The following is a 12,399-nucleotide window of genomic DNA, read 5'->3' as shown; positions in this document are numbered from 1 at the left end:
CAGCGCCCGTTTTCCGCGTGTTTTCGCTGGGTTCCGGCCAGGAGAGACCCCTGAAACGGCCCCTCCGAGGGCATCCAGGCGTCGCCGGGCGGTTCCGGAGAGTAGTTGTGCCGCGCCGATGCACGCAGCATCACTTACGAAGGGTTATGGTGGAAACCCCCCCTCGGGCCGGTCCGTCTCCCCCCCACGGACCGGCCCGTTTCTCTTGTCCGCCGTCTCGCGCCGACGCACCCCGCCCGCGACGGCCCCCTCTGGCTTCCTCCGGCTTCTCCGGTTCCTTCCGGCCTCTTCGCCCCCTCCGCGGCCTCCTCCGCGGCCTCCTCCGGTCTCCTGCGGCCCCTCCGGTCTCCTCCCGCGCAGCCCGCTGGCTGAAGTCCCGGCATGTCGAACGAGCATCCGACACCGGCCCCTCAGCAGCCTCCTGGCGGCCCCGGCCCCTACGGACCGCCGCCCGCTCAGCCCCTGGGGCAGTCGCCCGACCCGGCGTACCCGTCGTATCCGCACCCGCCGTACCCCTCCTCCTCCACGCCCCCGGCCCCAGCCGCCGTACCCCGCGCAGCCCGGAGCCCCGTCGCCCTACGGCCAACCCGTCGCCCAGCCGTACGCGCAGCCCGGCGTCCACCCCTACGGCCAGCCCGGCGCCCATCCCTACGGCCAGCCTGGCGCTCACTCCTACGGATGGCCCGGCGCCGCGCCTTGGCCGGGGGGCGCCGGGCCCGTCGGCATGCCCGGCCCCGTCCGCGCCGCGCAGATCGTGATCTTCGTGACGTTCGGCATCGCCGTGCTGCTGACCGTCCTGGTCGCCGCCGGCGCGGGAGCGGAGGAGTCGGGGCGGTTCTTCAGCACGTACCTGATGACCGCCGTGCTGTTCGTGCTGGCGTTCCGGTTCCCGAAGGCGGGCAACGGCGTGCGCGTGGCCTCGTTGGCGCCGGCCTCCGTGCAGATCCTCTTCGCGCTCGGCGCGGCGGGACAGGGCATCCCGCTCGGCGTCCTGCCGCTCGGTTCCGCCGTCGCCGTCCTGGTGCTGCTCTGCGGGAAGCCCGCGCGGTACTGGTTCCGGCGGCACCAGGCAAACGGCGTGCCACCGCAGTACAGCTGACAAAGCGCGCCACCCCGGACGTTGGGGACCCCCGCCCCGGCGGGGGTACGCTTCGCCTCTGGGGACCGCCATCCGGGCAGGGACCGCCCGCGGCCGAGACCGGGCCGCTTGCCGCGCGACGCGGCGGGGTGCCGCGCCTGTCCGATCCGCACGGAGGGGCTGACGATCACGTGAACCTGCGCGACAAGCTGCGGAGCCTGCTGGTCAGGCTGTACGCACGCCGGGTGGAAGGTCACCTGGACACCGCTCAGGTGCCCAAGCACATCGGCGTCATCATGGACGGCAACCGCCGCTGGGCGAAGGCCGCGGGGTCCAGCACCGTGCACGGCCACCGGGCCGGCGCGGACAAGATCGAGGAGTTCCTCGGCTGGTGCAGCGAGACGGACGTCGAGGTGGTCACCCTGTGGCTGCTGTCGACGGACAACTTCGACCGGCCCGAGGAGGAACTCGTCCCGCTCCTCGGCATCATCGAGGACGTGGTGCGCACGCTCGCCGCCGACGGCCGCTGGCGGGTCCACCACGTGGGCACCCTCGATCTGCTGCCCTCCGGGATGCAGACCGTCCTGAAGGAGGCCGAGGCGGCCACCGCGCACGTCGACGGGATAGTCGTCAACGTGGCCATCGGGTACGGCGGACGCCAGGAGATCGCCGACGCCGTGCGCTCCATGCTCCTCGAGGCCCACGACAAGGGCGTTTCGATGGACGAGCTCGCCGAGTCCGTGGACGTCGACATGATCGGACGTCACCTCTACACCAAGGCGCAGCCCGATCCGGACCTCGTCATCCGCACCAGCGGCGAACAGCGGCTGTCCGGATTCATGCTGTGGCAGACGGCCCACTCGGAGTACTACTTCTGCGAGGTCTTCTGGCCGGCCTTCCGCAAGGTGGACTTCCTGCGCGCGCTGCGCGACTACGCCGCACGCCACCGGCGCTTCGGCGGCTGACCGCCGTACCCGCCGCGCCCGCCGCACCCGCTCCACCGGGCGCCACCGCGTACGGTCATCGCGCGCCGGCGCGTGTCACCCCGCATCACCCTGACACGCCCTCCCACCACTTCCGCACCACCCTGGGGTCACCGGGTGTCACGCACCGTTCACCTGCGTGCCGTCAGGGGCCGTGGCATGGCGGCGCTTGTTCAAGGGCATAACTGAGTCAGGTCGACGCCCGAACCACGGGTGTCGTATCTCAGCGGACGGCACGGGTGCCGTCCGCCCGGGAGGCCCTTTGCACCAGCCCGACCGTGCGGTCACGGCACGGAAGAAGCGGCGGAGGGCCGGTTCTCGGCCCGCTGTGCATCGCGGCCGTCGACCGGTCCAGCTCCGCCTCGTCGCTCCCCGACCTCATCCGAGGGGGTTCGTCCTTCCGTGGTGACCAGCGCAAAGCGCCACAAGCCCGACCGGCGCACCTACGTTCTCGACACCAGCGTCCTGCTGGCCGACCCCCATGCCCCGTCCCGCTTCGACGAGCACGAGGTCGTGCTCCCCGTCGTCGTGGTGACCGAGCTGGAGGCCAAGCGGAACCATCCCGAGCTCGGCTACTTCGCCCGCCAGGCCCTGCGCCTGCTGGACGACTACCGGGTGCGGTACGGCCGTCTCGACGCCCCCATCCCGACCGGGGACCTCGGCGGAACCCTGCGGGTCGAGCTCAACCACTCGGACCCCAGCGTGCTGCCCAGCGGCTACCGCCTGGGGGACAACGACTCCCGCATCCTCGCGGTCGCCCGCAATCTGCAGGCCGAGGGGTTCGACGTCACCGTGGTGTCGAAGGACCTCCCGCTCAGGATCAAGGCGTCCTCCGTCGGCCTCCTCGCCGAGGAGTACCGCGCGGAGCTCGCCATCACGGACTCCTCCGGCTGGACCGGAATGTCCGAACTGACCCTGCCCGGCGAGCAGGTGGACGTCCTCTTCGAGGAAGGCCACGTGTACGTGCCCGAGGCCGCGGACCTGCCCGTGCACACCGGCCTGACCATCCAGTCCGAGCGCGGGAAGGCCCTCGGCCGGGTCACCGCCGAGGGCAACGTCCGCCTGGTGCGCGGCGACCGGGAGGCGTTCGGCATCAAGGGCCGCAGCGCCGAGCAGCGGATCGCGCTCGACCTGCTGCTCGACCCGGACGTCGGGATCGTGTCCATGGGCGGCCGGGCCGGCACCGGCAAGTCGGCGCTCGCGCTGTGCGCGGGCCTGGAGGCCGTGCTGGAGCGGCGGCAGCACCAGAAGGTGATGGTCTTCCGGCCGCTGTACGCGGTGGGCGGACAGGAGCTGGGCTATCTGCCCGGCACCGAGGCCGAGAAGATGAGCCCCTGGGCCCAGGCCGTGTTCGACACGCTGTCGGCGGTCACCAGCCGGGAGGTCATCGAGGAGGTCACCGCGCGCGGCATGCTGGAGGTCCTGCCGCTCACCCACATCCGGGGCCGCTCGCTGCACGACGCGTTCGTCATCGTGGACGAGGCCCAGTCCCTCGAGCGGAATGTCCTGTTGACCGTTCTGTCCCGGATCGGGGCCAATTCCCGGGTCGTCCTGACGCACGACGTGGCGCAGCGGGACAACCTGCGGGTCGGCCGGTACGACGGTGTGGTCGCCGTCGTCGAAAAACTGAAGGGGCATCCACTGTTCGCCCACGTGACCCTGAACCGGTCCGAGAGGTCCCAGATCGCGGCCCTTGTGACCGAAATGCTCGAAGACGGTCACATCTGACCCTCGCGTCCCGACGCGAGTCGGTGACGCGGTAGTTGGCGCCGTCCGGGAAAGGCGTAGAGCCTAGCCGGGCGGCGTCGGCGCGTGTGCGGCTTTCCGGTGATCCCTGGGGGCGAACGACATGTGAGCTTTCACACGCGACAGGGAATTGCCTCGCGCCACTCGGTTACGGCAGAGTCTCACTCCTGTCAGGCCCCGCATACGACACAGTTGTGCCCCTCGGGGGTGCCCCCCCGGGCCGTCAAGGCGGCGGGGGAGGTACACAACCGCACAGGAACACCCTTTCAACTCCATAGCGTCGTCGTATGCCGCCCGAGCACCACGCGGCGCTCCTGCCGAAGGAGTTGCCCACCGGGCCCGTGCCTTCCGTGACCCGTAGTTGGGGAGGCCAGTGTCAGGGGCACGATTGCGTCCGCGAGGGTCACCGAAGCGGGCGATGCTGGAAGGAAACCGTGTGAGCCGGATCTCGGTCCGGGGATTCGCAGTGGCCTCGGCCACGGCGGTCACCGCTGTCGGAAGCGTCGTCGGCGTTGCCTCGGGCAGCACCGCAGCGCAGAACAACGACGCCGAAGCGACGGCAGCCGGCACCACGCTGCTCGCGGACATCCCCGCGGGGGAGCAGGCGCAGGTGCAGACCGCGTCGCTGACGCAGCAGGCCCAGACGATGGCCATCGCCGCGGACGCGACCGCCAAGAAGGACGCGGAGGAGGCAGCCCGCAAGGCCGCCGCCAAGACCGCGATCGCGAAGAAGAAGGCAGCCGAGAAGGCCGAGCAGGCCAAGCGCGACGCCCAGGAGCGCGAGCAGGCCGAGAAGGCCGCCAGCCGTTCCGCCGCGCGTGACGCGTCCTCCTTCGCGGTCCAGGCCTCCTACTCGGTCGCCGAGGTCCAGGCCATGGCCCGCCAGATGGTGCCCGCCGACCAGTTCCAGTGCTTCAGCAACATCGTGGAACGCGAGTCCACCTGGAACTACCAGGCCACCAACCCCTCCTCCGGCGCCTACGGCCTCGTGCAGGCCCTGCCGGGCTCCAAGATGGCCTCCGCCGGCGCCGACTGGCAGACCAACCCGGCCACCCAGATCAAGTGGGGCCTCAACTACATGGACAGCCGCTACGGCAGCCCGTGCGGTGCCTGGGAGTTCTGGCAGGCCAACCACTGGTACTAGGTCCGCGGACCCGTCCGTCGCCACGAGGCGCGCTCGACTCCGGCACAGCCCCGCACCGTCCTACGGTGCGGGGCTTTCGCCCTGTACCGTCTGACCGACGGCTCCAGGGGGACTGGTGGGGAGAAACGGGGGAAGAGGACGGATCATGTCGCGACTGCCAGGGTGGCTCGGCCGGGTCGGAGCAGGACTGACGAAGGTCGGCAAGCGGCTGGAGGAGCGCCGCGCCGAAGTCACGGGCGACCGGGGGCCGGACGACGACCCCGCGCGCCCCGCCGCCGACCCCGACCGGCTACCTCCGCCCCCCGAGTACACCCAGGTCGTCCTCCCGGTGCGCCCCGACCCGGCGCAGGCCGTGCCCTGGGGCGTCCGGGTCGCCGCCGAGGCCGGCTGGCGCCTGCTGGTGCTCGCGGGCACCGTCTGGGTGCTGATGCGCGTCATCAGCGCCGTCCAGCTGGTGGTGCTGGCGTTCGTCGCCTCGCTGCTCATCACCGCGCTGCTCCAGCCCACGGTCGCCCGGCTGCGGCGGCTCGGGGTGCCGCGCGGACCGGCCACCGTGCTGACCGCGCTGTTCGGCTTCGTCGTCATGGGACTCATCGGCTGGTTCGTGACCTGGCAGGTCATGGAGAACATCGACACCCTCGCCGACCAGATCCAGGACGGCATCGACGAACTGCGCAACTGGCTGCTCAACAGCCCGTTCCACGTCACCGACAAGCAGATCAACGAGATCGCCAAGAACCTGCGCGAGGCGGTCGGCGCCAACACCGAGCAGATCACCTCGGCGGGCCTGGAGGGCGTGACGGTCGTCGTCGAGGCGCTCACCGGCCTGCTGCTGGCGCTCTTCTCGACGCTGTTCCTGCTCTACGACGGCAAGCGGATCTGGCAGTGGTCGCTCAAGCTGGTCCCGGCCGTGGCCCGTCCGGGCGTCGCCGGCGCCGGCCCGGTCGCCTGGCGCACGCTCACCGCGTACGTGCGCGGCACGGTGGTCGTGGCACTGATCGACGCCATCTTCATCGGCCTCGGCATCTACTTCCTCGACGTGCCGCTGGCGGTGCCGCTCGCCGTCTTCATCTTCCTGTTCTCGTTCATCCCGCTCGTGGGCGCGGTGGTGTCCGGCGCGCTGGCCGTGGTCGTCGCGCTGGTCACCCAGGGCGTGTTCACCGGTGTGATGACGCTCGTGGTGGTGCTGGCGGTCCAGCAGATCGAGGGCCACATCCTGCAGCCGTTCATCCTCGGGCGCGCGGTGCGGGTCCATCCGCTCGCGGTGGTGCTGGCCGTCGCCACCGGCGGCCTCGTCGCGGGCATCGGGGGCGCGGTGGTCGCCGTGCCGCTCGTCGCGGTCGCCAACACCGTCGTGGGCTATCTGCGGGCGTACTCCCACGAGGCGGCCCTCGTGCAGTCGCCCCGGCCGCGTGGCGCCACGGCCATGTCCGCGCCGGACGCCCCGCCCCCGGCGCATCCCGAACCGCTGCCCACGGAAGCGGAGCCCGACCGGCCCCAGGGACCCGCGGACTGACGTCCGTTCCGCGCGGGGTCCCGGAACGGCGACGGGCCCGTCCACCCCCGGAGGGTGGACGGGCCCGTGGCACGCGGGTGACGGGGCGGACGCGGAGGCGTTATTCCGCGAGCACCGCCTCGGCGTCGAGGGTCGCGGCGACGGCCTGGACCACCGCGGCGATCTTGAACGCCTCCTGGATGACGTCACGGTCCACGCCGGCCTTGCGCAGCACCTGCTCGTGCGAGTCCAGGCACATGCCGCAGCCGTTGATCGCGGACACGGCGAAGGACCAGTACTCGAAGTCGACCTTGTCGACGCCCGGGTTGCCGATGACGTTCATCCGCAGGCCGGCCCGCAGGTTGCCGTACTCGTGGTCCGACAGCAGGTGGCGGGTGCGGTAGAAGACGTTGTTCATCGCCATCACCGCGGCGGCGGCCTTGGCGGCCGTGTACGCCTCCGGCGACAGGTTCGCCTTCGCCTCCGGCTCCAGCTCGCGCAGCACGATCGGGGAGCGCGAGGCGATGGCGGTCGCCAGCACCGTGCCCCAGAGCTGCTGGGCGGACAGGTCGGAGTTGCCGATGACCGAACCCAGGTTGAGCTTCAGGTCCTTGGCGTAGTCCGGTATGCGGGACTTCAGGGAGTCGAGGGACACGTCAGCTCACTCCCCGGCCAGCAGCGCGACCGGGTCCAGGGTCTCGTCGCCCTTGGACCAGTTGCACGGGCAGAGCTCGTCGGTCTGCAGGGCGTCCAGGACCCGCAGGACCTCCTTCGGGTTACGGCCGACGGAGCCGGCGGTCACCATGGAGAACTGGATCTCGTTGTTCTGGTCCACGATGAACACGGCGCGCTTGGCGTAGCCGTCCTCGCCCTCGATGCCGAGGGCGCGCATCAGCTCGTGCTTCGGGTCCGCCATCATCGGGAACGGCAGGTCGCGCAGGTCGTCGTGGTCCTTGCGCCAGGCGTGGTGGACGAACTCCGAGTCACCGGAGAAGCCGAGCACCTGGGCGTCGCGGTCGGCGAACTCGTCGTTCAGCTTGCCGAACGCGGCGATCTCGGTCGGGCACACGAAGGTGAAGTCCTTGGGCCATGCGAACACGACCTTCCACTTGCCCTCGTAGGTCTTGTGGTCGATCGTCTCGAACTCCTTGCCCTTCTCCAGCGAGACACAGGCGGTCAGTTCGAACTCGGGGAACTTGTCACCGACAGTGAGCACAGGCTCTCCTTGCAGCGAAGAAACACCCCGATTATGGGTGTTTCCCAACGGTTGGACCGAGTTGATGTTGGCACAGAGTGCATTGATCAAAGAAATAGCTACACTCGGTCGTGTTGATCGGAGGGACCTATCAGTGACTGTGGGTGATCGGCGTCGGCAGCCGAGCCTGGCGCAGCTCCGGGCGTTCGCGGCGGTGGCCGAGCATCTGCACTTCCGCGACGCGGCCGCGGCCCTGGGGATGAGTCAGCCCGCGCTGTCCGGCGCGCTGTCGGCGCTGGAGGAGACGCTCGGCATGACGCTCGTGGAGCGTACGACACGCAGGGTGCTGCTCACCCCGGCCGGGGAGCGGCTCGCCGCCCGCGCCAAGGGCGTGCTCGCGGAGGTCGGCGCGCTCATGGAGGAGACGGACGCGCTGCGGGCGCCGTTCACCGGGGCGCTGCGGCTCGGCGTCATCCCGACCGTCGCGCCGTATCTGCTGCCCACGGTGCTCCGGCTGGTCCACGACCGCTATCCGCGCCTCGACCTCCAGGTGCACGAGGAGCACACCGCCAGCCTGCTCGACGGGCTGGCCGCGGGCCGGCTCGACCTGCTGCTGCTCGCCGTGCCCCTCGGGGTCCCCGGGGTGACCGAACTGCCGTTGTTCGACGAGGACTTCGTGCTGGTCACCCCGCCCGGGCACCCGCTCGGCGGACGCTGCGGCATCCCCCGCACGGTGCTGCGCGAGCTGAACCTGCTGCTGCTCGACGAGGGGCACTGCCTGCGCGACCAGGCCCTCGACATCTGCCGCGAGGCCGGCAGCGCGGGGGTGGCCGCCACCACCACGGCGGCCGGACTGTCCACGCTGGTGCAGCTCGTGGCGGGCGGGCTCGGCGTCACGCTGCTGCCGCACACCGCCGTCGAGGTGGAGACCAGCCGCGCCGACCGCCTCCTCACCGCGCGCTTCGCCGACCCCGCCCCGAAACGCCGCATCGCCCTCGCCATGCGCACGGGCGCGGCGAGGGCGGCGGAGTACGAACAGCTTGCGGTCGCGCTGCGCGAGGCGCTGCGCGACCTGCCGGTCCGCACGGTGGAGGACCGGCGTCCCGTCACTCGGTCCGCAGACCGTCCGGGCGCATCATCCGCAGCAGCGGCGGCAGGCTGAGCAGGGTGACCAGGGCGACCACGCCCGCGCCGACGCCCGTCATCCCGAGCACGGTTCCCCAGTCCACCCGGACCGGAGTCGCGGTCATCCGCAGCAGCACCGCGCCGAGGACCGTGCCCACCAGCGCGGAGAGCGCGAGGCCCAGACCGATCGGGACCGCCGTCTGCCACAGCACCGACAGGCTCAGCGTGCGGCGCCGGGTGCCGAACGCGACCAGGGCCGACAGCAGCTTGCGGCGCTCCCGCAACTGCTCCAGCTGCGAGACCAGCAGGCTCACCCCGATGAGCACCAGCACGGCGGTGGCGCCGACGAACAGGCCGGTGCGGAGGGAGTCGAACCGGGCGGTGCGCTCGGTGGCGACCCAGGTGGAGGCGTGGGCCAGCGGGTCGACGGCGGCGGCCGTGTTGCGCACCAGTTCCTGCACGTCGGGCACCGACTCGTCGATGACGAGCCACAGCCTTCCGGACACCCGCTTCCCGACGTCGGGCGTCACGGCGCCCGGCGTCAGCAGGAAGCCGCTGCTCAGCATCCCGGTGGGGTCCTGCACGGAGACGGCGCGCTTCACGCCCCGGGGCACGGTCCAGAGGGCGTCGCCCCGCGCGCCGGGCGTGCTGCCCTGGTCCAGGTGCAGTGCGCGGCCTGGCTTGTTCAGGGCCTGGGTGTCCGTGTCGTAGTCGGCGCCGGTCAGCGCGAAGACGTCACCGTCCGCGCAGCCGGTCAGCTTCGCGACCATGCGCAGGGCCTCGCAGTCGCCGACGGTCAGCTGGGCGCCGCGGCCCGGTTCCTCGGAGTCGGCGGGCTTCTCGTGGAGGTATCCGTAGGAGAGCGCGTGGACGCCGCGCACGCCCTCGGTCTTCTCGAAGTCCGCCGCGGCCGGGGCCACCGGGACGCCGTCGGGCAGGTCGACCTGCATCTGCGCGCGGGAGACGTCCTGTCCCGTGTCGCGGGTGTACTGGTCGTCGATGCCGGCGAACAGCATCTGCAGGGCGATCGCGCCGGCCACCGCCACGGCGATGCCGTTGACCATGCGGGCCGCCGTGCCGCTGCTCAGCTGGAGCCGGCGCACGGCGAGCTGCCAGGCCAGACCGCCCGCGCCGAGCCGGGCGACCACCGTCTCCACGACCCACGGCAGCAGGGCGGTGATGCCGACGAGGAGGCACAGCACACCGCCGACGACCAGGTACTGGTTGAAGTCGCCGTGGTCGCGGCCCTGGCCGGTCATCGGGAGGAGCATGCCGATCCCGGCGAGCGGCAGCAGCAGCCGCCACCACAGCCGGCGGCGGGCCGGCCGTGCCGTGCGGACCACGCCCAGCGGCTCGATCACCACGCCGCGCAGCGCGAACAGAGTGACCAGGACCGCGGCGGCCGGGACCGCGACCGCGACCAGCAGCACCAGCAGCGGCGAGGGGTCGAGGTCGCTCGGGAAGACGCTGACGCGGAACAGCTCGACGGACCCCGCGAACTCACGTCCGGCCAGGAAGAACCCGGTGCCGAAGACCAGCCCGAGCACCGCGCCGGCGAGCGCCTCGCCCGCGGCGATCCTCCGGGTCATCCGGCTGTCGGAGCCGACCAGCCGCAGCGCGGCGAGCCTGCGGTCGCGCCGCTCGCCGCCGAACCGCACGGCGGTGGCGATGAACACGGCGACCGGCACCAGCAGCACCACGAAGACGACCAGCGTCAGCATCACGAGGACCGGGTCCGGCGGCTCGGCCGATTCGGTCCCGTGCGTGCCGAAGGCGTCGATCCGCATGACCAACGGGTGGTCCAGCTGTTCGGCGAGGCCGGTGCCGCCCGCGTACCAGGCGAGTTCCTGGGAGCCGATCAGCCCCGGCTTGCCGATGGTGCCCACGATGTCGTACGGCAGCCGCTCGCGCAGCAGCGCGCCCTCGTCGGAGGCGAGGAGCTCCTTCAGGGCGGGGGAGACCACCATCGAACCGGGCTCGGGGAGTTCGCTCACGCCGGGCGGCACCGGGGCGTCCGGCCCCTCGGGCTCGACCAGGCGGCCGCGGAGGTCGCGCTCCTTGAAGTCGCTGTTGGCGTGCGCGATGAGCAGGGTGTCGTCCGACGGGCGCAGGGTGTCCGGAATGTATGCGTTGTCCTGGCGGGCCTCCTCCCGCCGGTCGCGTCCGTCGAGCAGGTTCGGCACGGCGGTGGTGAGCAGCAGCAGCGCCACCCCCAGCCCGACGCCCACGGCGGTGAGCAGGGCCCGGGTCCAGCCCTCGCGGCCGCCGGTGACGGCGAAGCGGACGCCCAGGGCGAGGTCCCGCGCCGTCCCCCAGGCTCTCGGCTCCGCCCGGGCGGGGCGCTTCCCCCCTCGCGCGCTCATACGACCCGCTCCATGTCGCGGGCCTTGCCGTCCCGGACGACGATCTCGCGGTCGGAGTACGCGGCGACGCGCGCCTCGTGCGTCACGAGGACGACGGCGGCGTCGGTGGACCGGGCGGCCTCGGTGAGCAGCTCCATCACCCGCTCGCCGTTCAGCGAGTCCAGCGCGCCGGTCGGCTCGTCGGCGAACACCACGCGCGGTCCTGTGACCAGCGCGCGGGCCACCGCGACCCGCTGGCCCTGACCGCCGGACACCTCGCCGGGCCGCTTCTTGCGGACGTCGTCGACCTCCAGGCGCTCCATCCAGGACAGGGCGGCGCGCTCGGCCTCCTTGCGGGGCGTGCCGTTCAGCCGCAGCGGCAGCGCGACGTTCTCCACGCAGGTCAGCTCCGGCACGAGCTGGCCGAACTGGAACACGAAGCCGAACTCGGAGCGGCGCAGGGCGCTGCGCTCGGAGTCGTTCATCGCGGTCAGCTCACGGCCGTGGTACATGATCGACCCGGCGTCGGGGGTGACGATGCCGGCGAGGCAGTGCAGCAGGGTGGACTTGCCGGAGCCGGAAGGACCCATCACGGCGACGACCTCGCCCGGGTGGATCGAGAACGCGGCCCCGTCGAGGGCCTTGGTCGGGCCGTAGGCCTTCTGCAGGTCCCTCGCGGCGAGCAGGGAACCGGCGGGTGCGGACGTGGTCATCGGGCCACCGCCTCACGGAGTTTGTCGAGGCGTGCGGCGGTCAGCTCCAGCCAGCGCAGGTCGGCCTCGAGGTGGAAGAGCGCGTGGTCGCAGATGAGCTGGTCGGCGAGGTCGCCCTTGCGTTTGCGGTCGGTGAGGATGCGCATGCTGCGCAGGTGTTCCGAGCGCTGGGTGTCGAGGACGTCGGCGGCGTCGCGCTCGGTGAGGAGGGCGAGGACGACCTTGGTGTAGAGCGTCGACTGGAGGTACGGCTCGGGCTTCTCCGGCGTGGCGAGCCACTGGGCGACGTCGGTGACGCCGGCCTCGGTGATGGCGTACCGCTTGCGCTCGGGCCCGCCGCCGGCCTCGATGCCGTCGACCTCGACGAGGCCGTTCTTCAACAGCCGGGACATCGTCGAATAGACCTGGCCGTAGTGCAGTGGCCGGTGGTGACCGAACTTCTCGTCGAAGGCCCGCTTCAGGTCGTAACCATGACGCGGTCCCGACTCCAGGAGCCCCAGGAGGGTGTGACCGATGGACATGCGGAGCACTCTACACACCGTGTATACGCGGTATGTATACACGTGGTGCAGAGTTCG

General features: G+C 71.7%; 11 protein-coding genes. 6 read left to right on the top strand and 5 right to left on the bottom strand.

The window, feature by feature from the left end; translation table 11 throughout:
- Positions 1–724 precede the first annotated feature (724 nt).
- From C1708_RS11955 to C1708_RS11935, 5 genes are all read left to right on the top strand, one after another.
- A complete protein-coding gene (locus tag C1708_RS11955; RefSeq protein WP_106412665.1) occupies positions 725–1,099 on the top strand; it encodes a hypothetical protein in 375 nt (124 codons plus the stop codon).
- A 170-nt stretch (positions 1,100–1,269) separates the two neighbouring features.
- On the top strand, positions 1,270–2,043 hold the full coding sequence (locus tag C1708_RS11950; RefSeq protein ID WP_106412664.1) for an isoprenyl transferase: 774 nt from the start codon (positions 1,270–1,272) through the stop codon (positions 2,041–2,043).
- 420 nt (positions 2,044–2,463) lie between these two features.
- On the top strand, positions 2,464–3,789 hold the full coding sequence (gene phoH2 / locus C1708_RS11945) for an RNA 5'-3' helicase PhoH2 (protein ID WP_106412663.1): 1,326 nt from the start codon (positions 2,464–2,466) through the stop codon (positions 3,787–3,789).
- Between the two features lie 454 nt (positions 3,790–4,243).
- Positions 4,244–4,951 (top strand): aggregation-promoting factor C-terminal-like domain-containing protein, encoded by a 708-nt coding sequence (locus C1708_RS11940; RefSeq protein ID WP_437077283.1) that lies wholly within the window; start codon positions 4,244–4,246, stop codon positions 4,949–4,951.
- A gap of 145 nt (positions 4,952–5,096) precedes the next feature.
- Complete coding sequence (locus tag C1708_RS11935) at positions 5,097–6,467, top strand: AI-2E family transporter (RefSeq protein ID WP_106412661.1); 1,371 nt, start codon at positions 5,097–5,099, stop codon at positions 6,465–6,467.
- A gap of 100 nt (positions 6,468–6,567) precedes the next feature.
- On the opposite strand, the gene C1708_RS11930 is transcribed toward C1708_RS11935, so the two are convergent.
- Complete coding sequence (locus C1708_RS11930) at positions 6,568–7,101, bottom strand: alkyl hydroperoxide reductase (RefSeq protein ID WP_106412660.1); 534 nt, start codon at positions 7,099–7,101, stop codon at positions 6,568–6,570.
- A 6-nt stretch (positions 7,102–7,107) separates the two neighbouring features.
- Positions 7,108–7,662 (bottom strand): peroxiredoxin, encoded by a 555-nt coding sequence (locus tag C1708_RS11925; protein WP_106412659.1) that lies wholly within the window; start codon positions 7,660–7,662, stop codon positions 7,108–7,110.
- Between the two features lie 133 nt (positions 7,663–7,795).
- Here C1708_RS11925 and C1708_RS11920 point away from each other — a divergent pair, with 133 nt between their 5' ends.
- On the top strand, positions 7,796–8,803 hold the full coding sequence (locus tag C1708_RS11920) for a LysR substrate-binding domain-containing protein (protein ID WP_198602470.1): 1,008 nt from the start codon (positions 7,796–7,798) through the stop codon (positions 8,801–8,803).
- Here C1708_RS11920 and C1708_RS11915 read toward each other — a convergent pair.
- From C1708_RS11915 to C1708_RS11905, 3 genes are read right to left on the bottom strand one after another with little or no spacing between them, the layout of a single operon-like run.
- Positions 8,748–11,129, bottom strand: a complete 2,382-nt coding sequence (locus C1708_RS11915) for an ABC transporter permease (RefSeq protein WP_106412657.1) — start codon at positions 11,127–11,129, stop codon at positions 8,748–8,750. The genes C1708_RS11920 and C1708_RS11915 overlap by 56 nt on opposite strands.
- Entirely contained in the window at positions 11,126–11,821 is a 696-nt protein-coding gene (locus tag C1708_RS11910) for an ABC transporter ATP-binding protein (RefSeq protein ID WP_106412656.1), read from the bottom strand. The genes C1708_RS11915 and C1708_RS11910 overlap by 4 nt, the downstream gene beginning before the upstream one ends.
- On the bottom strand, positions 11,818–12,342 hold the full coding sequence (locus C1708_RS11905; RefSeq protein ID WP_106416259.1) for a PadR family transcriptional regulator: 525 nt from the start codon (positions 12,340–12,342) through the stop codon (positions 11,818–11,820). The genes C1708_RS11910 and C1708_RS11905 overlap by 4 nt, the downstream gene beginning before the upstream one ends.
- Positions 12,343–12,399 lie beyond the last annotated feature (57 nt).

This window comes from Streptomyces sp. DH-12 (genome assembly GCF_002899455.1).
In the GTDB taxonomy this organism is placed as follows: Bacteria; Actinomycetota; Actinomycetes; order Streptomycetales; family Streptomycetaceae; genus Streptomyces.
Note: the sequence above shows the minus strand (reverse complement) of the source record. Positions and strands in the feature narration are given on the sequence as shown.